Annotated in this window: 17 protein-coding genes; 11 read left to right on the forward strand and 6 right to left on the reverse strand. The window is 43.9% G+C overall.

Translation table 11 applies throughout. The features are described 5' to 3' along the window. Positions 1-29 precede the first annotated feature (29 nt). From BUB08_RS18665 to BUB08_RS18675, 3 genes are read right to left on the reverse strand one after another with little or no spacing between them, the layout of a single operon-like run. Positions 30-1262, reverse strand: coding sequence for an ATP-grasp domain-containing protein (locus tag BUB08_RS18665; RefSeq protein ID WP_139249797.1), 1233 nt, complete (start codon positions 1260-1262; stop codon positions 30-32). Positions 1263-1273: 11 nt separating this feature from the next. Further along, entirely contained in the window at positions 1274-2218 is a 945-nt protein-coding gene (locus BUB08_RS18670) for a lysophospholipid acyltransferase family protein (RefSeq protein WP_073003440.1), read from the reverse strand. Between the two features lie 24 nt (positions 2219-2242). Next, the gene (locus tag BUB08_RS18675) at positions 2243-3136 is read right to left on the reverse strand and encodes a lysophospholipid acyltransferase family protein (protein ID WP_073003441.1); all 894 of its coding nucleotides are present in this window, start codon (positions 3134-3136) and stop codon (positions 2243-2245) included. 96 nt (positions 3137-3232) lie between these two features. Between BUB08_RS18675 and BUB08_RS18680 the strand changes: the two genes are divergently transcribed. Further along, positions 3233-4006, forward strand: coding sequence for a glycerophosphodiester phosphodiesterase family protein (locus tag BUB08_RS18680; RefSeq protein WP_083570870.1), 774 nt, complete (start codon positions 3233-3235; stop codon positions 4004-4006). A 117-nt stretch (positions 4007-4123) separates the two neighbouring features. Here the strand turns inward: BUB08_RS18680 and BUB08_RS18685 are convergent, their stop codons facing one another. Beyond that, positions 4124-5908: a peptide MFS transporter gene (locus BUB08_RS18685; RefSeq protein ID WP_073003442.1), complete on the reverse strand. Its 1785-nt coding sequence runs from the start codon at positions 5906-5908 to the stop codon at positions 4124-4126. 207 nt (positions 5909-6115) lie between these two features. Between BUB08_RS18685 and BUB08_RS18690 the strand changes: the two genes are divergently transcribed. The 6 genes from BUB08_RS18690 to BUB08_RS18715 all read left to right on the forward strand — a co-directional run bounded on the left by BUB08_RS18690 (position 6116) and on the right by BUB08_RS18715 (position 15893). Beyond that, a complete protein-coding gene (locus tag BUB08_RS18690; protein WP_073003443.1) occupies positions 6116-7657 on the forward strand; it encodes a hypothetical protein in 1542 nt (513 codons plus the stop codon). Between the two features lie 15 nt (positions 7658-7672). Continuing rightward, entirely contained in the window at positions 7673-9448 is a 1776-nt protein-coding gene (locus BUB08_RS18695; RefSeq protein WP_073003444.1) for a hypothetical protein, read from the forward strand. A 223-nt stretch (positions 9449-9671) separates the two neighbouring features. After that, positions 9672-11180 carry a bifunctional ADP-dependent NAD(P)H-hydrate dehydratase/NAD(P)H-hydrate epimerase gene (locus BUB08_RS18700; protein ID WP_073003445.1) on the forward strand — a complete coding sequence of 503 codons (1509 nt, stop codon included), beginning with the start codon at positions 9672-9674 and terminating at the stop codon, positions 11178-11180. A gap of 271 nt (positions 11181-11451) precedes the next feature. Next, positions 11452-12555 (forward strand): DUF4831 family protein, encoded by a 1104-nt coding sequence (locus BUB08_RS18705; protein ID WP_073003446.1) that lies wholly within the window; start codon positions 11452-11454, stop codon positions 12553-12555. Between the two features lie 119 nt (positions 12556-12674). Continuing rightward, positions 12675-14360, forward strand: a complete 1686-nt coding sequence (locus BUB08_RS18710) for an MFS transporter (RefSeq protein ID WP_073003447.1) — start codon at positions 12675-12677, stop codon at positions 14358-14360. Positions 14361-14429: 69 nt separating this feature from the next. Beyond that, positions 14430-15893 (forward strand): aminoacyl-histidine dipeptidase, encoded by a 1464-nt coding sequence (locus tag BUB08_RS18715; protein WP_073003478.1) that lies wholly within the window; start codon positions 14430-14432, stop codon positions 15891-15893. A 136-nt stretch (positions 15894-16029) separates the two neighbouring features. Here BUB08_RS18715 and BUB08_RS18720 read toward each other — a convergent pair whose 3' ends face one another. Further along, positions 16030-16566, reverse strand: coding sequence for a peroxiredoxin (locus tag BUB08_RS18720; protein ID WP_073003448.1), 537 nt, complete (start codon positions 16564-16566; stop codon positions 16030-16032). A gap of 326 nt (positions 16567-16892) precedes the next feature. Here BUB08_RS18720 and BUB08_RS18725 point away from each other — a divergent pair, with 326 nt between their 5' ends. The 4 genes from BUB08_RS18725 to BUB08_RS18740 all read left to right on the forward strand — a co-directional run bounded on the left by BUB08_RS18725 (position 16893) and on the right by BUB08_RS18740 (position 22810). Continuing rightward, entirely contained in the window at positions 16893-18404 is a 1512-nt protein-coding gene (locus tag BUB08_RS18725; RefSeq protein ID WP_073003449.1) for a Gfo/Idh/MocA family oxidoreductase, read from the forward strand. A gap of 180 nt (positions 18405-18584) precedes the next feature. Continuing rightward, the gene (locus tag BUB08_RS18730; RefSeq protein WP_073003450.1) at positions 18585-20069 is read left to right on the forward strand and encodes a Gfo/Idh/MocA family protein; all 1485 of its coding nucleotides are present in this window, start codon (positions 18585-18587) and stop codon (positions 20067-20069) included. A 426-nt stretch (positions 20070-20495) separates the two neighbouring features. Continuing rightward, complete coding sequence (locus tag BUB08_RS18735) at positions 20496-21803, forward strand: cytochrome ubiquinol oxidase subunit I (RefSeq protein WP_073003451.1); 1308 nt, start codon at positions 20496-20498, stop codon at positions 21801-21803. Next, on the forward strand, positions 21800-22810 hold the full coding sequence (locus BUB08_RS18740) for a cytochrome d ubiquinol oxidase subunit II (RefSeq protein WP_073003452.1): 1011 nt from the start codon (positions 21800-21802) through the stop codon (positions 22808-22810). The genes BUB08_RS18735 and BUB08_RS18740 overlap by 4 nt, the downstream gene beginning before the upstream one ends. Here BUB08_RS18740 and BUB08_RS18745 read toward each other — a convergent pair. Then, positions 22807-25560, reverse strand: coding sequence for a cation-translocating P-type ATPase (locus tag BUB08_RS18745; protein ID WP_073003479.1), 2754 nt, complete (start codon positions 25558-25560; stop codon positions 22807-22809). The genes BUB08_RS18740 and BUB08_RS18745 overlap by 4 nt on opposite strands. Between the last annotated feature and the right edge of the window lie 63 nt (positions 25561-25623).

The raw sequence follows: 25623 nt of genomic DNA on the forward strand, positions 1-25623 counted from the left end.
TAATATTGGAATATTTAAAATTACAAAAATTATTCAGAAACAAGAATGTAGCCTCCAAATAATGTGTCGGGGAAAGCCGGGGTTATTGGGAAGAACCCGGATTCGATTTTAGAATTTTCGAGACTCAGCGGATGAGAATTTTCCATTTTTACTTTAAAATTGGCGAAGGTATTTCCCGGTTCAAAAAAGGTTTTAAAAACGGCTTTTCTGTTTGGGATAATTAGTTTCTCGAGGAAGAGCGAAAGCAGTCCCATGTTCTGCCTTACATTGATTTCGAGGCAGGGATTTACACGAATATTCCCGTCGTCGTCTTTAAAAATGAGGGTGTCGATTCCGAAGTTCCCTTCGTAGTACTGTGCAAGTTTGCTGTTCTCAATAACTTTTGTGAGCGGCGCAACCAGCATTTCCGGAAGCGATTCTGCAAATGTTGTAATCTCAGGTGCTAATTCATTTGGCCACCCATTGAGGAAATTCCCGTGGTACTGCCCTTTGCTGTCAGTTAGAAACCGGCTGACGCCGAGGTAGGATATTTTTCCTTTTTCCAGCCTGAACTGGAGTGCCATATCCAGCACTTTTTCTAACAGCGGCTCAACAATAACGTATCCCTGATCTTTGACAATACCTAGTATTTTTTCCCAGACTTTTTCGATAACCGGTGTTTTGGTTACTTTTTGCAAACCTCTTCCTGAACTGCTCCACGGCGCTTTTATCATAATTTTTCCCCACCGGCGAATCAGTGTTTCTACTTCTGATTTTGTTGTGCAAACCCGGGGAATCAGATGCGATTGTAAAACTTTGTTCACTGGTAACAGGGGCAAAAGATTTGTTAATGTTTCCAGTGCAAATTTTTTGGAGTAAATCGGTTTGTATTCGGGTTTCCAGCAGGCGACCGGCGAATTTTGAAAACGTTCGGAACAGGATGCTTTCAGGGGATCCAAAATTCGGTGCGCGGCAGGGCTCCAGCCCCAAGGAAGCAGCCAGTTTTTTGGTTGCACTGAAAAATCGCGATTATCAGCTATCGTCTGTAATTGCAGAAATTGTGGCGGGTCAATATTAATTTTCTGAAGGGATTTCAAAAATGTTGCAGGGGGGATTTTCTTTGTCAGAACTTTGTCGCTTTTCTTCGCGAAAAAAAGCGGAAGCGTTCCCATGTCTTCTTCCATTTTTTGCAGCAGCCGGTTGGGTTGCCACGATGGGAAACCATTTGCTATGGCATACTCACAGGTTGGATTGTACAGGTAGATGTCGGGAAGATTTTTCATGTGCAGCATTTTTATCCCATTAGCGGAATTCCTTCGGGGCGCTGGTGTTTCCAGCGGCGGTGCGACCAAAGGTAATACTCCGGTTCCTGACGTATTATTTCTTCCATTTTTCGGATGTAAGCCAACAAAATTTCATGGGATTCCACCTCTTGTGGGTTTTCTATAAGCGGGAAATATTTTGCCACGTATTTTCCCCGGCCTGTTTTTACTACGTGCTGAAAAAAGACAGCCTGATTTGTTTTTGCTGCAATTTTTTCGGGCCCGGAGAAAAAGGGCGCTTCGCGGTTTAAAAAGAGTGCCCAGAATTTTGAGGATGCAGCAGGTGTCTGGTCAGCTCCCAGCCAAAGAATGGTTGGTATTTTTGCATGGTGAAATTCAAGTGCTTTACGTGCTGACTGGTACACCGGGATGCATTGGCCGCCCCACCGTTGCCGCGCATGGAGCAGAAACTTTTCCATCGCATGGTTGCCGCGCACGGGGTTGTATATCATTAGTACGAGGTGTTTGATGTGAGCCTGAATGAAACTGCACCATTCCCAGTTGTTGTGGTGCATGGCCAAAACAATAAAACTTTTTCCCTGGCGGTAATATTCCTCCATAATGTCCAGCCCTTCAAATGTAATGTGCTTGTTCAGCTTTTCCGGAGAAATACTGTTTAACTTAACGGATTCTACCATTAAATCGGTAAAATGTCGGTAAAAACGGGCGGCAATTTGTTTCCGTTCTTTGGCTGTTTTTTCAGGGAAGGCATATTTCAGATTTTCCATAACTACTTTTTCGCGGTAATGAAAAACATGTTTTGTTAAAAAGCAGGTTATATCCGAAATTACAAACAGCACCCGGAAAGGGAGCAGCGAAATGAGCCGTAGAATGCCGGCCAGAATGTTGTTAACTGTTTTTTTTAAGGGGCTTTCGTGGAATCTTTTATCTCTTCTCTCAAGGTTGTTCTTCTTCATCTATACCCAAAATTAAAAATCATGTTAAACTTGTAGTGGCACTTCTGCCGGGCGTTTGTTTTTCCAGCGTTTGTGCGACCAAAGGTAGTATTCAGGTTTGTCGTTTATGATTTTTTCCATTTTGCGGATGTATGCGTTCATTATTTCAAACTCGCTGTGTTCCTGCGGATTTTCAAACAACACCTCGAATGTTGTTTCGTAGAATCCTCTTTTCACTTTAACCGTGTTTTGAAAAATTACGGGATAATTAAATCGTCGCGAGATGGCAGCCGGGCCGGGATAAAATACGGTTTCCTGATTCAGAAACATTGTCCAGAATTTATAGAACGCCGGGGGAGTCTGGTCACCAGCCAGCCAGATAAACACCGGCTCATGGCTTTTTTCGGCTCTGATTATGCGCCGTAATATTGAAGAGTCGGAAGTCATTTCAGCGCCGAAACGCGCGCGGTTATCATTGATGTACTTGTTGAACTGAAGATTGTGAAGCGGTTTGTAAACGCCAAGTACATTGTGTTTTATAAATAGCGGAAATGCACCGCCCCATTCCCAGTTGTTTTGATGCATTGTAAGAACAACAACGCTTTTCCCCTGCTCAAAATAGTTGTTAATAAGCTCCGGGTTTTTTACAGCCATTCTTTTTTTTATGTTCTTCTTTTTAATGCTCCCCAGTTTAATCGCTTCCATAATCAGGTCGCAGAGATGCCGGTAAAACCGCTTTCTTATTTTTCTTAGCTCGGACTCACTCTTTTCGGGGAACGAGTTGCGGAGATTCATGTAAACAACATCTTTACGGTAACCCATTATATGGAAAACAACAACATAAAGAATGTCCGATAAAATGTATATGATCCAAAAGGGAAACAGTGCAACCATCTTCAGTGAAAAAATGCCTATGTGTGTTGAATTCCCTTTGCTCATAACGATTTTTAAAGATGTGTAAAGCTACATTTTTTCGTATAAAACCGGACCAAAAACTATTTTCCTTTTTATCTTCGACACAAAATTTATAATACCATGAGGATTTTGATGACTTTTTTGTGTCTGTCGTTTAGCGCGGGGCTGTTTGCCCAGCAAACATTTATTGCCCACAGGGGAGCTTCTTATCTGGCTCCTGAAAATACGGTTGCGTCTGCAAATCTGGCCTGGGAGCTGAATGCCGATGCTGTGGAAATTGACGTGTATCTGACCAAAGATAACCGCGTGATGGTTATGCACGACAAAAGTACCAAACGAACAAGCGGAGGTAAAACGGATTTTGTTATGAAAGACACCCCGTCGTCGGTTTTACGCGGAACTGAGGTAGGGAGCTGGAAAGGCGAAAAGTATGCCGGAGAGAAAATTCCTTTTATTTCTGAAGTTATTGAAACAGTTCCCAAAGGGAAAGACCTGGTTGTGGAAATTAAATGCGGAAGCGAAGTACTGCCCTTTTTGAAAAAGGAAATTGAAAAGAGCGGAAAGCTGGAGCAGATGATTTTTATCTGTTTTGGATGGGAAACCATTTTGGATACCAAAAAAGAGTTTCCGAACAACGCCTGTTACTGGCTGAGTTCTACCAAACAGGGATTGCGTGAAAAAATGAAAGATGCTGCTCATGCAGGTCTCGAAGGCGTTAATTTGAGCTACAGAATTATTGACGAAGAAGTAATGCAGATGGCCAAAGAGTTTAACCTTGAAGTGTTGACCTGGACAGTGGACGACCCCGAAGTGGCAAAAAGATTGACCAGTTTGGGAGTGACTGCCATCACCACAAATCGTCCTCAATGGCTGAAAAAAGAAATGGGAATGTAATTGCCGCGTTTGTTTTCCAGCGAGTTCGCACTCTGTTGGAACAATGCAACTGGCAAGGCAGAAGATAAAAAAAGAGGAGCGCGCGCTCCTCTTTTTTTGTGTGTATGTGAGTGTTTCTTATTTGGTTAGTCTTTCCAGTCTTTTCATAATAGAAAATATGAAAGCTGCAGAAGCAAGGCAACAAACCACGAAAATGGCCCACAGTTGCCAGAGTTCCAGTCTGTCCCAGAAATAACTTCCAATTCCGAGCAGCTTATTTCCAACTGCGGTAGCGAGCAACCAGCCTCCCTGCATCAGACCCTGGAAGCGTGCCGGCGACACTTTCGATACAAAAGAAAGTCCCATCGGGCTTAAGAATAGTTCAGCAATGGTAAGTACCATGTAACTGCTCATCAGCCAGTACGGCGATACACGTGAAGTGTCGGGAACTGCTTCTCCCTGCAGTTGAACCGGAGAAATCACGTCCAGTGAAGCCACCAGCATAATCAGAAACCCGAAGGAAGCGATAATCATACCGATACCGATTTTTTTCGGAGTGGAAGGCTCTTTCCCCCGGTTGGCAAGCCAGGTGAAAATCCCCATCACCAAAAAGGTGAGAGAAACAATAAACAGCGGGTTAAACGATTGGAAAATTTCAGGGGCAATTGCATTGTCTGCTTCGCCACGACTGAAAAAGTAGTAGGTGAGAAATCCCAGTCCTACGAATAACGCGCCGCCCAATATGCGAACATTCTTTTCCAGCTTTTTCCGAAGTAAAAGCACGAGACCCACAACAGTTCCGATAAATGCAAGAATATAATCAAGCCTGAAGAAAAGGAAGGTGAAAGGGCCTACGGTTTTTGTCGTATAGTCGCGGGCAAACATTGTTTGCGTAAGCCCGTTTTGATGGAACGACATCCAGAAAAAGATTACCACAAGGAAAACCAGCAAAAGAGCGGTAACTCTCGGGCGTTCTTCTTTTGTGGATGACTGCAGCATCCAGGCAACAAAACCTGCAAAAAGTCCGAACGCAAAACCAATGTCTGAGTTGCCAAATACAAAATAGATAACAAGGGCAACCACCGCCATTACACCCAGCGAAATACCGATTTTTGAAAAGCTCTTTTCTACTTTCACTTCGTTGGTAGAAGCGGTTACTTCTTTCGTTGGCAGTAGTTTACTAAAGAAAATGTAAACCAGTAACGAAATCAGCATGGCACCGGCAGCAACGGCAAATGCATAATTGTATCCTTTAGAGAATACGGCAATGTATTCGTGTGCAAATTCTGTTATGTCGGTTACCGGACCATTCAAACTGACTTTATTTGCCAGTTCGGTGATCTGGGCAGAATGCTCCATGTTTCCGTCAATTATTTGGTGGCACAATGCAGGTAAACTGCCGTCGTGCACAAAACCGTTGGTTTTTAACCACCAGTTGCGTACTGCCGTGGCAGCAAACGGTGCGAAAAATGCGCCGACATTTATACCCATGTAAAAAATGAGGAAAGCTTTGTCCCGAAGTTTTTCATATTTCGGGTTATCGTACATCTGACCAACAACTGCCTGCAAATTTCCTTTAAAAAGTCCGTTACCAAGAGCAATGGTGAAAAGGAAAACAACTGTCATGGAAAGTGGCATTCCGGGGATTGCCATTAAAACATATCCGGCAAACATAATTATGATGCCGCTGAGAATTACTGACTTGTACTTTTTTGTGGCATCTGCAATTATTCCACCGAGCAGTGCGAGAGCGTAAATGGCAAAATAAAACCAACTGTATATACTTCCTGCGGTTTCTGCATTAACACCGTATTTTGCCTGTAAAAAAAGCACAAGGATAGCCATCATGGTATAGAACCCAAAACGTTCGCCCATGTTAGCGAAAAAGGCGACTATCAAGCCTTTAGGATGATTTTTGAACATCAGATACTTATTAATTTGATTTTTCGGTTACATTTTTTTCGGAACGAACAAATATAATCATTGAGCACAATTGAAAAATGGGAAAAAGTCAGTTAAAATGTAAAAATCATAGGTATAAAAAGATATCTAACTATTAAAACTGAAAAGTTTTCTACGTCGGTATTTATTCATAACTTACATGTATAAACCATTAAATTATTAATTATCATGTCAAAAGAAGTGCTTCCCAAAGAGTTAATGAATTCTGTATTGGGCAAGTTGTACGACGTACTTGCCAATGGCGACGGCGATGTAGTTCCGCCGTCGGATGACAACTATTTAGCATGGCTTTCGGTGGGCGTCCCGTATCCTGCCGAAGAGCTGGATTTCCTTTCCGAAGGGTTGACCGGTGTTATTAAGAAAAGTGAAAACTCCGGAACAAAAAATGAGGAAAAAGATGAAGAAAAGGACGAAGAAGAGAAAAGCATTGAGGAAATTAACCAGCTGCTTGCGCAGGATACCGCCAGGAAATATCAACAGGCTGAAAATTTTGCCCGTATTGTTGATATGATTCCGGATACTTCGGGGGTAAAAGGCGATGTAACAATGAATGTCTGGAATCCTGAGAATACCCTTTCTCAGGCCTACGAACACATTCTGAAATTCAGTCAGGTTGCCAACCTGGAGCCGGACGAAAAACTGAAAGCGAAAATTGAAAAGCTGCGAGGCCTTTTGCAGGAGAAAAAAATTAAAAAGGATATTATTACCGATGAGGAAACCGAGGTGATTGAAGAGAGCCAGCTGGTTATTAAATACACCGAGAAAATGCAGGATTTTCTTACTGCTGCCCTCGAATATAACACCCATCGTGTAAATGCGCTCACAGCCAAAGATCCGGGAGCTATCCATTTTTGGGCACTGAACGCTCCCATTCTCCGGAACAAAGTTTTGGCAGCTAAAAGAGACTGGGTAAATAATGGCTACAAAGAAGAGTATGAGAAAATTTCTGCTTTTATTTCGCAGGTAGAAGGGCGGAGTATGTTGGCGTTAAAAGAACGGTACCTCGATGATTTGGAAAAAACAAAGCTCACCGGAATTGCTTCCGGCGCCGATTTCTTTTACTCGAGCCTTGTTCCCGGCAATTTTGCAAAGTCGGATAGCGGTTGGACACAGTTCACGTTTTCGAGCAGCGATTACAGTTCCAACTACAGCTTTTCTAAAAAGAAAGGATCGGGAGGTGGCGGACTGTCCTTCGGGTTATTCCGAGTAGGAGGCCGTGGCAGTTATGAGAAAAATGAATCCAGCAGTAAAATGGATGCCAGCTCATTTTATCTCAAGTTCAAAATTGCGCAGGTTCCCATTGTCAGGCCCTGGTTTAACGTAAACTTTCTTACCAGTAAATACTGGCGGTTCGACAAAGCGAATCCCGAGTTCAAAGATCAGATGGTTTCAGATGGCGATTTGCCGCCAAACGGAATGATTCCGGCGTACACAACCACTGCTATTTTTGTAAAAGACCTGGTGCTGTATTTTGGCGAAAGACATTCTGAAATGCAATCAGAAATGACAAAAGCAGGCGGCGGAGGTTTTGTTGGCTGGGGACCGTTCCATCTTGGAGGAAGTTACAGTTCAACTAGCGGTTCGCGCGATTTTCAGCGTAACTCCGATTCTCAGGGTATTCGAATTGACGGAATGCAGCTTATCGGTTTTAAATGTCATATGTTGCCAAAGTCTCCCGACCCTAATCCGGGAGTAGAAGAGTGGGTGTAATTTAAATCTGAAATAATGTCTCAACTCGCTACAATTTTTGCGCGAATTAAATCGTATTTTGAGCAAAACATAATCAGCGAGGGAAGGGAGGAAGATTACAAATTCTTCTTCCCCCTTTTTTCGTTGGGTTATACAAACGAAGATTTTTTGTTCCTCAATACCGAAATGGCAAGTGAGGATGCCCGTAAATACTACGACGAACTTTATGATTTTTCGCTGATGGCAAATAATATTCCGCGGCAGGATATTATTTGGCAATTGAGTGGCGAAAATCGTGATTTCCTGCACAAGGTTTACGAGGAAATACTTGCCAATCTGAAGTTGATTGATGCAGAAACTATCTCGGTTCCAAAACTTGTTGGAACGGCCATTTTTGAGCGTGCTCTTAATGCATTGCCCAAGGAAGAAACAGAAGAGTACCGTACTTTTTATGCATTGCACAAAAAGTTGAATTCAGAAATTCTGGAACTGCTGAAAAAAGGGGTGGAAACAGGCGACGCCTCGGTTACATTAGAAGTTGAAATGAAGCAAAATATGAAGGTTCAACTTCTGGAGCAGTGGAAAAATAGCGCACGAAAAGATGAGGTGGAACAAAAAATAGAGCAGCTTTTGAAAACTGAGGCCGATCGTTTTATTAAAAAACTGAATGAGGTAAAAGGAAAACTGACTACTGCCATCAGAGAGCATGTAAATGGCTCGTTTTGCCTGACTACCTGCTATCCCAACAATCTTTATAATTCGGATAAACTGGCCTGGAAAAAGATCGAAATCGGGAAAGATGAAATTCAGAAATTGGTGGAGAACTCAAAAGAGGAGGGGTTTTATGAAATTTTTGAACTGAGCGGACTCCAGGATTTGGAAGTGGAGAAAATAAGCTTCGACCTGATTTTTATAAACATAATGCGGGAGTGGTTTGATGAACAACTGCTTTTGTCTCCGTTTTGGGACATCGATTTGCTGGATAAAGAGAAAATTGAAATTCCCTTTTTTGCTACGCAGCTTGTTTTTGTGCGGAACATCGAAATTAAGTTGAGAGAAAATTCGGCACAAAATAATCTGATTCTTCAGAAAATGGATGTAAAGAAAAGCATCGGTCCGTTTTTGTTGAACAAGAAGCTTTTTACGGCAAACACTATTCAGTTGAAATCGGTAAATAAAACCATGCAATTGGAGCGAAATGCAATAATTAAAGCGAAACCGAAAGTTGCTGCGGTAAAAACTGACGCAAGAGTTTTGAATGCGGTGAATTTACGAAAAACGCGAAGCCTGGTGCTCAATGCAAACCCAAAAGTGCTGGTGCGAAATAATCCGGCAAAAACCGTTGTTGCCAAACCGCAAACCGCCAGTTTTCTTGTGGCAAAGCCTGTTGTTGCCAGGGCAATTCTGCTTCAGAACCTTGTTAGTTTAACCTTGTATTTCAGGCACAAAGAAACCAGACAGTTGATAGAAGTTGAACCCGGTGAACTGGAGGTTTTCAGAAACAACAAAAAAGAAAATGTTTCGGTAAAAAAGAATGATAACAAAACGCTGACTATTGTGCTTTCTGCAAATCAGGAGTATAACATAAAACTGGTAGCAAAGGGGTTGGAGCCTGCCGAACTTAAGATTGTGTTCAATCCTCAGGAGCAAAAAGCAAAGCGAGCCCGCAGGTTTGCGTACACAATGCCCAAACAGTCGCAGGAGGGATTGCTGAATGCAGCCGCCAGCAACGAGTTTCAGTTGGTTGCTGTGGTTTGTAAGCGGATTCCTGCAGGATATCCGGCTCCGGTTCCGTACGCAGATTATTTTTAGCAACTCACGTAAAACACAAAAAAAGGGGAACGGCAGCTTCCCTTTTTTTGTGTTTTGGTGCGGAACCCGGCATCTGTCTAATCTTTCTTCTGTGTGAAGAATGCCTGATTTGCCGGAAGAATTGCCAAAATTGATGTAATTTTAAGGGTTCAAAATTTCGGGATAAACAGAGATTTGTTACCCGTGAAATACCATTCTGGTAAATGATTAAAATGAAATTGGCATGAAACTTTTTTCAACAAAACAGATAGCAGGGATTGATAGTTTTACCATCGAACACGAACCCGTTTCCGATATTGATTTAATGGAACGGGCGGCTCTGCAAATTACAAACTGGTTGGTTCAGCATTTTTCTACAGAACAGAAAATGGTGTTTTTTGCAGGCCCCGGAAACAATGGGGGCGATGCGCTGGCTATTGCCAGGCAGCTTGCCGGGCTCGATTACCAATGTGAAGTTTGCCTGCTCGATTTTCGGAAGGAACTGAAAGGTTCGCCCGCAACTAACTGGAAACGGCTGCAAGAGCAGGGAAAGGTGGCATTGTCTAAAATAAAGGATGTGGATGGCTTTCCGAAAGTAGCGGCAAACGACGTTTTGCTCGACGGGTTGTTCGGCTCGGGGTTGTCCCGCCCGCTGGAAGGATTCCCTGCCGAAATTGTGCATAAAATGAATGCCCTGCCAAACACAACCGTTGCCATTGATATTCCCAGCGGATTAATGGGAGAAAACAATTCAGAAAACATTTTGGAGAATATTGTACGGGCCGATTTTACCCTTACTTTTCAATTCCCGAAAATTAGTTTTCTGTTTGCCGAAAACGAATTGTTTACAGGTAACTGGCAGGTGTTGCCAATCGGGCTGCATCCCGGAGGAATTGCAAAAACTCCTTCTGATTTCTTTTTTGTGGAGAAGGAAGATGTAAAGGAAATGATTCCCCGACGGACAAAATTTTCCCACAAAGGAACTTTTGGGCATGCGCTGCTGGTTGCCGGAAGCTACGGAAAAATGGGCGCTTCGGTGCTGGCATCAAAAGCTTGTCTGCGCTCGGGCGTGGGGTTGCTTACTTCGCATGTTCCGCGACTTGGCTATTCCATTATTCAAACTGCAGTGCCGGAAGCGATGGTTAGCATTGACGAGCATGACTCGATTTTTACGGGGATTCCTGACCTCACTCCGTTTAATGCAGTGGGTGTTGGTCCTGGAATTGGCCGGAAAAAGAATACCTGCAAAGCACTGTGCGATCTTATAAAACAGTTTCGGTCGCCAATGGTGCTGGATGCCGATGCTTTAAATATTCTTTCCGAAAATAAGGAGCTGCTCCGGGAATTGCCGGAAAATTCTATTCTTACTCCCCATCCCGGAGAGTTTGAACGCCTGGCCGGAGAAACTGCCGATTCGTGGGAGCGGATTCAGGTGCAACGGCAGATGGCAAAAGAGTTTCGTGTGATTGTTGTTTTAAAAGGTGCTTTTACTTCGGTCGCTTTGCCTGACGGGAGGTTGTTTTTTAACGCTACAGGAAATCCGGGGATGGCCACTGCCGGAAGCGGTGATTCACTTACGGGAATAATTCTGGGATTGCTGGCGCAGCGGGTTTGTCCTGAATATGCTGCCATTGCAGGCGTTTTTTTGCATGGCCTTGCGGGCGACATTGCTGCCGGCAGGATTTCGGAAAATGCATTAATTGCGGGCGACATTACCAATTGTCTGGGAAAAGCTTTTCTTGAATTGAAATAGCTGACCGGGCATGTTTTTTTGCTTTTTCTTCGTGATGAATGAAGTGCTGTCTTTTTGTTGCTGTTTGAAATAGCAAGTTCTTAAATTGCTTTTAACAGTTGTTCCCGACAACTACAAATTTCTTGTAAAACCGTTGAAAAAACTGTGCGGGTGAAAGCAGAAAGCACAGAAAGATTCGGTTTTGATATGTTGTTACTCAAGTAAAGCTAAAAAGCATGTGGCGTTCCACAATAAAAATTCTATTTTTAGGTCTTAAAATAAATTCAGAGAGATGAGGATACTTACTATTGTATTGGCAATTTTACTGTCAGTGCCTGTTCTTGGGCAGCGTCGCAACAAAGGAGACGAAAGCGTTGTCCCTGCTTTTCAGGAGGGAATTACTTATGCGTTGCCCCGTACCGGGCTGAGGATTAAAGTAGAAGCAGAAAAAGAAATGTTTCAACCCGGGCCTTACGCAGCCTATGCCGAGCAATTGCTTGGAATTACCGATGCAAAAAACAGGGCTTCGGTGAAATGGACTATCAGCAAAGTTGAGATGGCTACGTTTGCCGAACCTGACCCGGAACAAGTGCATAAAGCCATGGGAGAAGCTGCATTTTTGGTTGATTTGTCGGCAGATGGGATTTTGACCGGAATTAATTCTGAAGTTGTTTCAAAAGAGTTGGCTATATTAAATGTAAACGATTTGACCGGTGACAAGAAGGATCCCGGTTTCTCTTTTGCAAATATTAATCATACACCAATGTACGCCTCAGGCGATTCTTCCAATAGTTTTCGCCCAATTCGGATAAGTACCGATGTGAAAGCAGCAGAAGCAGCAGAACGGGTGCTGGAGTGCCGGCTTACCAGGTATCACATGGTCGCGGGTTTAATGGACGAGTTTCACCCGGATGGAGAGGCCTACAAAGTAAGTCTGAAAGAGCTGGAAAGAATAGAAAAAAATTACCTGAGTTTATTTGTGGGAAAAACCACTCGCGATAGTGAAACGTTTAGTTTCGATTTTGTACCTACTTCTGCAACCGACAGAGGTGAGGTGGTTTTTCGTTTCTCAGAAGATTCAGGCGTGTTGCCGGCGTCCGACCTTTCGGGGAAACCGGTAACCGTTCGTGTTGAGCTCGAAAAAGAACTGGTATCAAAATATGCATCGCTGGCCGGTTCCGAAAATCCGGCTGCCGGAGAGAGCGGGGTTTATTATCGCATGCCCGCCGTGGCAACAGTAAGTTTGGTTTACGAACTAAAAACAGTTGCGACAGCACGTACGGTAATGGCGCAGTTCGGGCAGGTGGCGCCTGTTCCGGAAGAGTTGTTGTTCGGGGCTTATGCCATCGAGTTTTACCCCGAAACAGGGGCTGTAAAATCGGTTCGAAAAAAATAAAAAACATGCAGGGGGCTCGGGGTGAGCACCCTTTTTTTTGTTGTCATTTTTATGGCTTTCAAATTTTTTTATTTTTATCCACTTGAAAAAGAATCAAAAACAAATTAATATTTCACAGAATGAATAAATCAAATAAAATTTTAAAGGATTCTGCTGCCGTCAGATGGTTGGTACTTGTGTTGGTGAGCAGTCTGATGTTTGCAACTTACTATTTCCAGGATTTCTTTTCACCGCTTCGCGAGTTGATGGAAACAGACCTCGGGATTAACAGTGAAGAATTTGGAAGGGTAATCGGGCTTACTACCATTGCCAACATGTTTGGGATGATCATCATTGGCGGAATAATTCTGGATAAATGGGGAATTCGTCTTGCCGGTTTGGCTTTTGGCGGTTTGGCTACTTTAGGCGGAATTATCACTGCGCTCGCGTCAATGGGATATTTCGGCGATGATAAATCGTCCGTTCTGGCCGGGTTAATTGTGGGGCGTATTTTATTCGGCTCCGGGCTCGAAGTAGTTTGTGTGGTGGTTACCCGTACCATTGTAAAATGGTTTAAAGGGTATGAGTTGGCGCTTGCCATGGCTATCAATATGGGATTTGGCCGTTTGGGATCGGCGCTTGCCATTGCAATTTCGCTTGATATTGCCGGGGTTACCGTTTCGCCTGCCGTAGTGTTTGCTGCAACGCTCATTGGTTTGTCTCTCATATTCTTTGTTGTTTACCTGTTTTTCGATATTAAAATGGATAAACAGATAAAAGCTATTAAAGCAGCAGGACAGGTTAAAGGAGAAGAAGCAATTATTGCCGGAGTGGAACAGGAAGAAGAAGCTGACGAAGATTTTAAATTTTCTGATTTGATTAAGCTGGCTACAAATAAATCTTTCATATACATTGCGTTGCTTTGTGTTGCTTTTTATTCGGCAGTATTCCCGTTTATTCAATATGCGCCCGACCTGCTTGTAAATAAATTTGGCTTTAGCTATGTTTTGCCCGACTCTGCAACGGTTGTTGCTTTTGGAAGTGAAGCGCTGGGAAGTTCGCTGGTTTTTGTTGTGATATTTATTTTTGCACTTTCGGTAACATTAATTCCGAATAGCTTAAAAGGGAAAAGTGCCAAAAGGTTGTCTGTTTTAATTATTGTTGGCGTATTTGCAGTAGTTGTTTATCTCGTTCGCGACACCCTGGGTGTTTGGCTTGTAAACGGACCTAAAACAGCGTCGTTAATTCCTCTGGGTACCATCATTTTTACCCCGATTTTCGGAAGCTACGTAGACAAGAAAGGTAAAGCTGCTTCGTTAATGATTTTGGGTGCGCTGCTGCTCATTTTTGCTCACTTGTCACTTTCTGTTTTCCAGTCGCCTTTTCTCGCATATATGGGATTGCTGAGCCTCGGAATTGCTTTCTCTCTGGTTCCTGCCGCCATGTGGCCTTCAGTGGCAAAAATTGTTGCTGAAAACCGTTTGGGAACAGCTTACGCTTCAATGTTTACCGTGCAGAACTGGGGCCTGGGTGCTTTCTTCTGGGGTATCGGTGCATTGCTTTATAAAGTGAATCCACAGGTTGTTCAGGCCATATCCGAGATGAGGGAATCTCTTTTGGCGCAGGGTCTGACCAGTGGCGAAGTAGCAGATAAAATTAAATTGCTGCAGTTGGAAGGTTCTCTTCCTTATTACGATTATACATGGCCAATCCTGATGCTGGTTGCCTGTGGGGTAATTTCCATTTTCCTGGCTTTTAAATTGAAACAGGCCGATAAGGAACAAGGTTACGGACTGGAATTGCCTTCAGGACAGAAACCCGAGTAAATTATGGGAGTAGGCTATTTAAAATATTGTACATTAAAGTATTCAGTAAATTCAAAGTTAACTAACAAAATGACAAAGATAAAAGATATTAAACCCACAGAAGTGTGGCAGGTTTTTGACCAGATGCTTGCAATTCCCAGGCCTTCAAAACACGAAGAAAAGATTCGGGACTGGGCTGTGAATTTTGGAAAGAACCTTGGTTTGGAAACCATAAAAGACGAAGCCGGAAATGTGATTATCAAAAAACCGGCTACTCCGGGAATGGAAAACCGGAAAGGAGTTATTCTGCAGGGGCACCTCGACATGGTTCCGCAAAAGAACAGCGACAAGGTACACGATTTTACAACCGACCCCATCGAAGCATTTGTGGATGGAGACTGGGTTACTGCAAACGGTACTACTCTTGGAGCTGACAACGGAATTGGCGTTTCGTCTGCATTGGCAGTTGTTGCATCTAAAACGTTGAAACACGGTCCGGTGGAGGTTTTGCTTACTGCAACCGAAGAAACCGGAATGGATGGAGCAAACGGTTTGAAAGCCGGTGTTTTAAATGGCGACATTCTAATCAATTTGGATTCTGAAGACGAAGGCGAATTGTATGTGGGGTGTGCCGGAGGTGAAGACGCAACTGCATTGTTCTCTTATTCAGAAGAAGAAGTTCCTGCCGGATTTACCGGAATAACTTTGGATGTTACGGGAATGAAAGGCGGCCATTCGGGAATGGATATTATTTTGGGACGGGGAAATGCCAATAAAGTGTTTTTCAGAATACTGGATGCAGCCTACGAAAAGCTGGGAGCTCGGCTCGCTTCTATTGAAGGAGGCAGTTTGCGGAATGCTATTCCGCGCGAGGCTTTCGGAGTTTTAGCCATAAGCGAAGCATCTGTTGGCGATTTTGCTGCGTTGGCCGATGAAATTGCTGAAACCATTAAAAAAGAACTGGCAGCAACTGAGCCCGGTTTGAAGGTAGTTGTGGAACCTGCAGAACTTCCTGCTGCTTTGATCGATGAAAAAACGCAGGTGAACGTTACTGCTGCTGTGCTGGCTTGCCCCAACGGAGTAATTCGAATGAGTGACAGCATGAAAGGGCTGGTGGAAACATCTACTAACCTTGCTATTGTAAAATCTGACGCTGAGCAAAAAACGATTTTCTGTGCTGCGTTAATGCGCAGTTCGGTTGATTCGGCCAAAGAATATCTTGCTTCTCGAATGAAAGCGGTATTTACGCTGGCCGGAGCTGAGGTTGCTTTTGCCGGCTCTTATCCGGGGTGGAAACCCAATATGGCGTCGCCCATATTGAAAACCATGCAGGGTATTTACGATAAGAAATTTGGTAAAATACCCGAAATTAAAGCGATTCATGCCGGGTTGGAATGTGGTATTCTGGGAGGGCAGTATCCTCATTGGGATATGATTTCTTTTGGTCCGACCATTCGTTTTCCGCATTCTCCCGACGAGAAAGTGAACATTGAAACCGTTCAGAAGTTCTGGGATTTTTTGGTGGCAACGCTGGAAAATATTCCGGAAAAATAGGAAACAGGTTATTCCTGTTTCTCGATAATTATTATCAATAAAAAAGCAGTCTCAAAATAAACTCTGAGACTGCTTTTTAAATTATTCTAAACAAACACTTACGTCAGACTAAAAGTCGCTTTAATAAAGCTGCTTCTTAGTTCAGGGTTGCCTGCCCCGGTTCCCAGTTACAAGGTGTCAATTCACCAGTCTGGAAAGCGTCCAAAAGGCGCAGGATTTCTTTTACGTTGCGGCCAACATCCAGCCCGTTAACAGAAACATGTTGAATTGTTCCTTCAGGGTCGATGATGTAAGTAGCGCGGTAAGCAACTTTATTTGTTTTTTCGAGAATTCCAAGGTCTTCAGACAACGATTTTGATGTGTCGGCAACCATCGGAAATTTAAGGCTTCTCAGTCCCGGATGGTCGTTTCTCCAGGCCAGGTGCACAAATTCTGAGTCGATTGAAGCTCCAATCAAATTGGCATCGCGTTTTTTGAACTCTTCGTAATTTTCGTTAAAAGAAGTAATCTCTGTTGGGCAAACAAATGTAAAATCCATCGGCCACCAGAAGAATACAGACCATTTTCCGTTTTTCAGATTGTCCTGAGTCAATGTAATAAACTCTTTGCCCGGTTCAAGTGATACTACTGCTTTCTTTTCAAAATCCGGGAATTTATCTCCAACTGTCAACATAACTTTTGAGTTTTTTAAATTATTTTATTTAGACTGAATTAAAATTTGCCTTAAAAGTAGAATGCATAATTCATTCGGAGAAATTGATTCTTTTTAATGTAAATAGATTCAACCTATGATGGTGTGCGATAATCTTGTCAGAAACAGGTTATTGTGGTATTTACATTGTCGTATTATCCGGTTTCTTGCAAATATCTTTTTTTCGTTTGTTAAATGAATTTGATCAGCGGAGTTTGAGAGAACCTCGAATATGGTTATATTTAACGGTTTTTATAAAAAGCAAATAGGAATAAATATTACCTATCCAATTAAAACTTTTATTTGTTATGAAAAAAGAATCGAACAAAAGTGCTGTAACAAGGAGAGCTTTCCTTGGTACAACAGCTGCCGCAGCAGCAGGTTTGACTATTGTTCCGAGCCATGTAGTGGCTGGATTGGGGCACAAAGCTCCAAGTGACAAACTCAACATTGTAGGCGTTGGTGTTGGAGGTATGGGTTATGCTAACCTGAAAAACCTCGAATCAGAAAATATCATCGGTCTTTGTGATGTGGATTGGAAATACGTTGATAAAAACGGCGTTTTCGATCGTTTCCCAAAAGCTAAAAGGTACAAAGACTGGAGAAAAATGTACGACGAAATGGGTAAAGATTTTGATGCAGTGGTCGTCGCAACCGCTGACCATACCCACGCCGTAATTGCATCTCACGCCATTACAATGGGAAAACACGTTTACGTACAAAAACCATTGACACACTCGGTTTACGAATCTCGTCTATTAACCAAATTAGCTGCAAAATATAATGTAGCAACTTCAATGGGTAATCAGGGTTCTTCAGGCGAAGGTGTAAATTTGACTACAGAATGGCTTGCCAACGGAGAAATTGGCGAAGTAACCAAAGTAGAAGCATTTACTGACCGCCCAATTTGGCCCCAGGGTTTAAATACACCGGAAAGAGGCGACTGGGTTCCTGAAACTTTGGATTGGGATCTGTTTATCGGGCCTGCTAAAATGCGTCCGTTTAATCATATTTACCACCCATGGAACTGGCGTGGCTGGTGGGATTACGGAACTGGCGCGCTCGGCGATATGGCTTGTCATATCCTTCATCCGGTTTTTGTTGGTCTTGAATTGCAATATCCGATTCAGGCACAGGGAAGTTCTTCATTATTACTTCAGGACTGTGCTCCTGTTTCAGAATCAGTGAAACTTACATTCCCTGCCCGTACTCCGAAACGTGCGTGGAAAGGAATGAAGAGAAAAGCTCAGCTTCCTCAGGTTGATGTTCACTGGTACGACGGTGGTATTAAATGGAATCTGCCCGAAGGATGGCCGGAAGGAAAGAATCCGAACGACAGAGGCGGTGGCGTTATTTTCCACGGAACAAAAGACAGCCTTGTTTGCGGTTGCTACGGTGTAAACCCATGGTTGCTTTCTGGTCGTGTTCCTGAAGCTCCGAAATTCCGTCGTAGAATCGAAACCAGCCACGAAATGGACTGGGTACGCGCATGTAAAGAAACTGCAGAAAACCGTGTTCCAACCGCTTCTGATTTTCAGGAAGCCGGACCATTCAACGAAATGGTTGTTATGGGCGTTTTGGCTGTTCGTTTGCAGTCGCTGAACAAACCGCTGGATTGGGATGGCGAAAAAATGGCATTCACCAACTTAACTGATGATGAAAGCATTCGCACCGTTATTAAAGACGGTTTTGAAATCCACGATGGTCACCCAACTTTCAAAAAGACTTGGACTGACCCGGTTCCTGCTAAAGATTTTGCCGCTGAATTGATTAAGCATACTTACCGCAAACCATGGAGTTTGCCTGATATGCCTGCATAATCAAAATACAGATATAAAGGAATGGGTGCTCTTTTGGAGTGCCCATTTTTTTTTGCCGGATTTTACCGGTTCTCCTTTCAAAATCTGTTATTTTGTAATTGTTAACAAAAAGAGGAAAAAGGAACAATAATTTTTATCTATTTTGCATCGGACCGATTCCGAAAGTAATGTTTTAGAAAAATGGACAAAAAAAAGAATACAGTTTCCCGACGGGCATTTATTGGAAGCACTGTTTCCGTTGCAGCCGGAATGACCATTCTGCCGTCTCACGTTGTAGCAGGACTGGGACACCAATCACCCAGCGATAAATTGAATATTGCCGGGATTGGCGTTGGTGGTTATGGCTACGTAAATCTTCGTAATATGGAGACTGAAAACATTGTGGCGTTGTGCGATGTGGATTGGAGTTACGCAGGCAACACGTTTAAACGGTGGCCTATGGCAAAGCAATACAAAGATTTCAGGGTAATGCTGGAAGAACAAAAAGATATTGATGCTGTAGTTATTGCGACTCCCGATCATACTCATGCATTGGCTGCGGTATCGGCTATTCGTGAGGGGAAGCATGTTTTTGTCCAGCAGCCGCTTGCTCATTCTGTTTATGAATCGCGAATTTTGGCTGAAACAGCCGAACGATACGGAGTTGCCACGCAAATGGGTAACCAGGGGAATTCGGGAGAAGGAATACGGAAAATTTGCGAATGGATTTGGGCGGGTACAATTGGCGAAATTACGCATGTTGACGCCTGGACCACCCGGCCTAACTGGCCGCAAAACAATACGCTGCCCAACCGGGGTAAACGAGTTCCGCGTGATTTGGATTGGGATTTATTTGTCGGTCCGGCATCATGGAGAGAATACAACCCGGCTTACCATCCGTTTATGTGGAGAAGTTTCTGGAATTTTGGCTCAGGTGCACTCGGCGACATGGGAGCTCATATTCTCGATCCTGTTTTTAAAGCGTTGTTGCTTCAGTATCCTGAATCGGTTGAGGCAAGCTCTTCTCAATTTAATACCGAATCGCTTCCTGATTCAGAATTTGTACGCTTCCATTTTCCGCGGCGCGACAATCTGCCCAAAGTTGCCATGCCCGAAGTTTCGGTGAATTGGTACGATGGTGGTTGGATGCCACCCCGGCCCGAGGAGTTGGCAGATGGAGAAATGATGGGCGATGACCATGGCGGTTGCATTTTTTACGGAACCCGTGGAAAAATTATGTGTGGTGCTTTTGCAAAAGATCCGACACTGCTCCCAACCGGTGAAATGGATCATTTTCAGGAGCCGGCAAAATCAATCCGTCGGATATTTAATCCGTTTGAGGGCGGCCATGAACAGGATTGGGTGCGGGCGTGTAAAGAACCCAAAGAAACCCGGTTGAAGGCTTCGTCGCATTTTGGATATGCCGGCCCGTTAAATGAGTTGATTATGTTGGGTGTGCTGGCAGTGCGGATGCAAGGCCTGAACCGAAAGTTGATTTGGGATGGCCCCAATATGCGATTTGCCAATATTGGTTCTTCCGATGTTATTCGAATTCTTTCCGAAAGCAATTTCGAAATTTCTCATGGTAAGCCCAGAACAAACAGTGAGTATGCTACTCTCTCGGCTATCCAGACGGTTGAAGAATGGATACGACACAGTTACAGGCAAGGGTGGGAGCAGATATAAATAAAATTGGCGCGCTGAATTTGGGTGCAGGTCTTTTTTTCGTTTGATTCCCTTTTTACAGAATTTTTCCCGACTGGGCAATCTGCTTTTTCGATAGTCTGCTTCGTTGGCTATTTCGTGAATTATTGTACCCGCCATCCGTCTTATTTAACGCGAAGGCTCGTTTCCTTATGCCTTGCGTGTAGTTACTTTTTCTTCAAAAAAAACTCGGTAACAAAGGGAAAGTGTAGAAAAAGCGCAATGGTCATTTCCAAAGTTCAAAGAAAGTATAAAATTGACAGTAGTAATTTCTGCTGCTAACCATTCGCCTGTCAGATTATTACAGTAAAACAGCAGCTTTTAGTGCAGCTAATCGTCAGAAGTTATCAAACCGAAACGGGTTTTAAACGTTGAGTTTGGTAAGTTTTTACTTCAAAGAATAGGAATATGGACGAGTTTTTAGCTGCCCGCATGCAGATGGGCGTGTCGCTTGGATTTCACATTATTTTTGCCTGCATCGGCATGGTGATGCCGTGGTTTATGTTTGTTGCCGAATGGAAGTGGTTGCGCACGAAAAACCCTGTTTATCTCGATTTGGCCAAGGCCTGGTCTAAAGGAGTTGCTATTTTCTTTGCGGTAGGAGCAGTTTCCGGAACGGTTCTTTCGTTTGAGTTGGGAATGCTCTGGCCTACTTTCATGGAACACGCCGGACCCATTTTTGGGATGCCGTTTTCCTGGGAAGGAACGGCCTTCTTCCTTGAAGCAATTGCTCTTGGCCTTTTCCTCTACGGTTGGAAACGGCTAAACAAATGGGTGCATCTATACACGGGGCTGGTTGTGGGAATTGCCGGAGTGCTTTCCGGAATTTTTGTGGTTGCTGCCAACGCCTGGATGAATGCTCCCGCAGGATTCGACTGGGTAAATGGTCAGGCTGAAAATATTGACCCCGTAAAAGCGATGTTTAACAAAGCATGGTTTGCCCAGGCTCACCACATGACCATTGCAGCATTTTCGGCTACAGGGTTTGCCGTTGCCGGAGTGCACGCTATTCTTTACCTCAAAAACAGACTGGAGATTCATGCAAAGGCCATTACAATTGCACTGTCGTTTGCAGCAGTGGCCGCACTTTTGCAGCCGGTAAGCGGCGACCTTTCAGCAAAAAGTGTAGCTGAATTGCAACCGGCCAAACTGGCTGCTTTTGAGTCGCATTTTGAAACAACAACCAAAGCTCCACTCATTATTGGCGGCATTCCCGATGTGGAAAATAAGGACGTAAGATACGCGATTAAACTACCCGGTTTTCTGAGCTTCCTGGCGCATGGCGACTTTAATGCAGAGGTGAAAGGGCTGGAAGAGTTTCCCAGGGAAGAGTGGCCTCCTGTGCCGATTGTGCACTATTCGTTTCAGTTGATGGTTGCCATTGGAATGTTTCTGGCATTGCTGGGGGTAATTTTTATTGTTGGCCGTTGGAAAAAGCAGCACTGGCTGGAGAAAAAATGGTGGCTAAGAATGCTTGTGGTTGCCACACCGCTTGGTTTTATTGCGGTGCAGGCCGGCTGGATTGTTACCGAAGTGGGCAGGCAACCCTGGATTATTTACGGTATTATGAAAACCGTAGATTCGCTTACTCCGATGCCCGGAATTCAATACACTTTTTACACCATAACAACGGTTTACCTGCTTTTGAGTTTTATTATTATCTGGTTGCTGAGCCGACAGATTAAAGTGTTACAATCAAAATATTTGTCCAAATGACTGAAATGATTTTTGCGATACTCGCCATTTGTCTTCTGTTATATGTATTGTTGGGTGGTGCCGATTTTGGCGGCGGAATTCTCGAACTGCTTACCCGTGGAAAAGCATCCGGAATTGTTACCCGGGCAATTGCCCCGGTGTGGGAGGCGAATCACATGTGGCTTATTTTAGTGGTTGTTATTTTGTTTGTTGGTTTCCCTACGGTTTATACCACAGTGCTTACCGCGTTGCACATTCCGGTTTTGCTGGTGCTAATTGGAATTATTCTGCGTGGTTCGGCATTTACTTTCCGCCACTACGATATTGATGAGGCCACTCCAAAAGCTGTTTATTCCAACATTTTCAGGTACTCCAGTCTCTTTACCACTTTCTTTCTGGGGGTAACTTTAGGAGGAATTATTTTGGGCGAAATATCAGTGGATTACAGCAAAGGTTTTTTTGCGGTTTATATTCATCCGTGGTTAAACCTGTTTTCTTTCAGCCTGGGATTTTTTATGGTCGTGCTGTTTGCTTTTCTTGCTAATATCTATACGGTTGGAGAAATTAAAGAAGAACCGCACATTACCCGGTTTACAAAGCTCGCAAAAACGTTAATATTTGTGCTGGTGTTAAGCGGAGCACTGGTTTTTGCTGCGGCCGAAGTAAACGGGCATTCACTTTTTTATGAATTCTACCATTCTCCGGCAAGTATTGCCAGCGTTGTGCTTGCCTCAATAGCGCTGCCGTTTTTGTGGATAAATCTGAACCGGAACAACAAAACCCGTGTGCGTATTATTGGTGCTTTTCAAACTACCATGATTATTACCGGCTGGTTTGCCATTCAATTTCCCGTTGTGGTTAAAATCAAAGACGGAGCTGATCTTACCGTTCAGAATTCAAGTGCTCCCGACGAAACGCAGCTTTACCTGCTGATAGCGCTTGTTGTTGGGGTGATTATTGTTTTTCCTGCAATGGGTTACCTGTACCGGACATTCAAATTTAATGATGAAGTTTCGACCGGGAGCTAGCTGATTTTTTTCTTTCGGTTTATCAGAAAATGGATCCATTTTTCGAACCAGATTACCGGGAAAATTGCAAATCCAAATAATGTAGCAATCAGTACTTCTTTTGCACTGAGCGGAACTGTTTTGAAAATGCTGTGCATAAACGGGGCGTAAATGAAAACAACCTGTAGCGCAAGTACGATTCCAATTCCCAGAAAAACCAGCGGATTGCTGAAGAATCCGATTTTTAGCAGCGAATCGCGTAACGAACGGCAGTTAAGCATGTAAAAAATCTGGAACAGGATAACGAATGTTACTGCCATGGTTTGTGCTTTTGCCTGGGCAAATGCCGGGTCGAGTCCGTCTGTCAGGCTGTGGGCATAATGCAAATTAAATACGATAATGGTGCCTGCAGTCATAAACAGCGAAACAAAAACTACTCGGAATGTCACAAATTTGTTGAACAGCGGCGCGTCGGGTTTTCGGGGCGGGCGTTTCATTACATTCGGTTCTTTTACTTCGAACGCCAGCGGAAGCGCCAGTGCCACGGCTGCAACAAGGTTAATCCACAGCAACTGAGTTGGGAGCATCGGTAATAAAAGTTCTCCGGTTGCCAGGTTGAAGGGGAAAAACATGATTCCGTAAATCAGAATAAATGCAAGTCCTAAATTGGTTGGCAGCAGAAATGCAAGCGATTTTAGCAGGTTGTCGTACACCCGGCGGCCTTCTTCTACGGCTGCACTAATGCTGGCAAAATTATCGTCGGCCAGCACAATGTCAGACGATTCTTTGGAAACAGAAGTTCCGGTAATTCCCATGGCTACGCCGATGTTCGATTGCTTAAGCGACGGTGCATCATTTACTCCGTCTCCGGTCATTGCAACAATCTGGTTGTTGGCCTGCAGCGCTTTTACCAGCCTGAGTTTGTGTTCCGGTGCAACGCGCGCGAAAATGTTGGTGTGTTTAACAACTTCGGCCAGCGTTTCGTTAGACATTTTTACCAGTTCCATGCCGGTTATTGTTTTTCCTTCAGAAAGCCCTAAATCCATTCCGATTGACCGGGCAGTTGTCTGGTGGTCGCCGGTAATCATTTTTACAACAATCCCGGCATTGTGACATGCCTTTATCGCTTCAATTGCTTCTGTGCGCGGAGGATCAATCATCCCCAAAAGTCCCACAAACTGAAAACCGCCTTCGGTTTCATTCGGAGAAAGTTCCCGGTTTTCAGAGTGGTTTCGTGTTTTTTGAGCAACAGCCAAAACACGCATCCCTTTGGATCCCAGTCGTTCCATCTCAGCCAAAACAGTATCTTGTTCCAATGTTTCTCCGCTTAAATGTGTGGCGCAACGTTTTAAAATAACTTCAGGGGCGCCTTTTATTAGTATTCGCTGGGTTGTGTTCTCGTTTAGTGTGGCCATAAATTTCGATTCAGAATCGAACGGAATCACATCTTTTCTGGGATGATTATTCCGTAACAAATCCACATCCAAATGAGCTTTTGCTGCTGCCACTACCAATGCAATTTCGGTGGGATCGCCGGTTACGCCAACACCATTGGTTTCAGCTTTGAAACTGGCGTCGCTGCATAGTGCGGCATCTTCAAGCAGCACCTTTATTTCTTTAGGTAAATCTTTTATTTCATTTCCGTTTTGTTGAAAAATTCCGTCAGTATTGTATCCGGCTCCGGTTACCTGAATGCTTTGGTTTTTTGTCCACAGTTGATTTACGGTCATCTCGTTGCGGGTGAGTGTTCCGGTTTTGTCTGAGCAAATAACGGTAGTACTGCCCAGCGTTTCTACAGCCGGGAGCTTGCGAATAATCGCTTTTCTCCGGGCCATCCGTTGTACTCCAATTGCGAGGGCAATTGTAACCACTGCCGGCAGCCCTTCAGGAATAGCGCCCACGGCAAGTGCAATGGCAAAAACAAGGCTGTCTTTTAAAACCATGTTTAACGCAATTCCCTGCCCGGTAGCACGAATAATTCCCACAACCATTATAACTGCGGTTATGGCCACGATGCCAATGGTGAGGTATTTCCCTATTTCTCCCAGTTTTTGCGTGAGCGGCGTTTCCAGGTCGGTGGTTTCGTTTAGCATATTCGATATTTTGCCCAACTCGGTATTCATGCCGGTAGATACAACAACGGCCTTTCCCGTTCCGGTGGCAACGAGTGTGCCGCTGTAAACCATACATTTTCTGTCTCCCAGAATAACGTCCGCATCAACAGCATTTATCGATTTTTGTGAAGGAACCGATTCTCCGGTGAGAGCAGCTTCTTCCACGCTCAGATTTTTTTGCTGAATCAGTCGCATATCGGCCGGAATCCGTTCTCCGGCTTCGAGTTCTACAATATCTCCCGGCACAATTTCCGCTACCGGAATCGATGCTTTTTGCCCGTCGCGGTGGACGGTTGCGTTTTCCGGAACCATTTCGCTTAACGCATCAATGGCTTTTCCGGCCTTAAATTCCTGAATGAATCCGATGATGGTGTTGATAACCACAACCGCCATAACCACAGCACCGTCGGTTATTTTACCAAGAAGAACCGCAAGTGTGCTCGACCCGATTAAAACCCAGATGAGGGGGTTGTTAATTTGTCTCCACAGTACGATTAACGGGCCGTCGTTGCTTTTCTTTTTGATTTGGTTGGGACCGAATTTTTGGAGCCTTTTTTTTGCTTCATTTGTTGTTAAACCTTCCTCTGAACTTTCAATCGACTTGATAACCTCATTGTAAGGTTCTGCGTGCCAGAGAGCACTATTTTTATTCCCCATTTCTGCCATTTTAATGGTGCAAAGGTAGAAAAATCTCAACGATTGTCTTTTCGTTTCCGGATG

Origin of the sequence: Mariniphaga anaerophila (genome assembly GCF_900129025.1) — a bacterium.
Classification (GTDB): Bacteria; Bacteroidota; Bacteroidia; order Bacteroidales; family Prolixibacteraceae; genus Mariniphaga; species Mariniphaga anaerophila.

Bases quoted from the DNA above. Each gene is read 5' to 3' on its own strand.
- BUB08_RS18665 (WP_139249797.1), bottom strand. From the start codon at position 1,262: ATGAAAAATCTTCCCGACATCTACCTGTACAATCCAACCTGTGAGTAT.
- BUB08_RS18670 (WP_073003440.1), bottom strand. From the start codon at position 2,218: ATGAAGAAGAACAACCTTGAGAGAAGAGATAAAAGATTCCACGAAAGC.
- BUB08_RS18675 (WP_073003441.1), bottom strand. From the start codon at position 3,136: ATGAGCAAAGGGAATTCAACACACATAGGCATTTTTTCACTGAAGATG.
- BUB08_RS18680 (WP_083570870.1), top strand. From the start codon at position 3,233: ATGAGGATTTTGATGACTTTTTTGTGTCTGTCGTTTAGCGCGGGGCTG.
- BUB08_RS18685 (WP_073003442.1), bottom strand. From the start codon at position 5,908: ATGTTCAAAAATCATCCTAAAGGCTTGATAGTCGCCTTTTTCGCTAAC.
- BUB08_RS18690 (WP_073003443.1), top strand. From the start codon at position 6,116: ATGTCAAAAGAAGTGCTTCCCAAAGAGTTAATGAATTCTGTATTGGGC.
- BUB08_RS18695 (WP_073003444.1), top strand. From the start codon at position 7,673: ATGTCTCAACTCGCTACAATTTTTGCGCGAATTAAATCGTATTTTGAG.
- BUB08_RS18700 (WP_073003445.1), top strand. From the start codon at position 9,672: ATGAAACTTTTTTCAACAAAACAGATAGCAGGGATTGATAGTTTTACC.
- BUB08_RS18705 (WP_073003446.1), top strand. From the start codon at position 11,452: ATGAGGATACTTACTATTGTATTGGCAATTTTACTGTCAGTGCCTGTT.
- BUB08_RS18710 (WP_073003447.1), top strand. From the start codon at position 12,675: ATGAATAAATCAAATAAAATTTTAAAGGATTCTGCTGCCGTCAGATGG.
- BUB08_RS18715 (WP_073003478.1), top strand. From the start codon at position 14,430: ATGACAAAGATAAAAGATATTAAACCCACAGAAGTGTGGCAGGTTTTT.
- BUB08_RS18720 (WP_073003448.1), bottom strand. From the start codon at position 16,566: ATGTTGACAGTTGGAGATAAATTCCCGGATTTTGAAAAGAAAGCAGTA.
- BUB08_RS18725 (WP_073003449.1), top strand. From the start codon at position 16,893: ATGAAAAAAGAATCGAACAAAAGTGCTGTAACAAGGAGAGCTTTCCTT.
- BUB08_RS18730 (WP_073003450.1), top strand. From the start codon at position 18,585: ATGGACAAAAAAAAGAATACAGTTTCCCGACGGGCATTTATTGGAAGC.
- BUB08_RS18735 (WP_073003451.1), top strand. From the start codon at position 20,496: ATGGACGAGTTTTTAGCTGCCCGCATGCAGATGGGCGTGTCGCTTGGA.
- BUB08_RS18740 (WP_073003452.1), top strand. From the start codon at position 21,800: ATGACTGAAATGATTTTTGCGATACTCGCCATTTGTCTTCTGTTATAT.
- BUB08_RS18745 (WP_073003479.1), bottom strand. From the start codon at position 25,560: ATGGGGAATAAAAATAGTGCTCTCTGGCACGCAGAACCTTACAATGAG.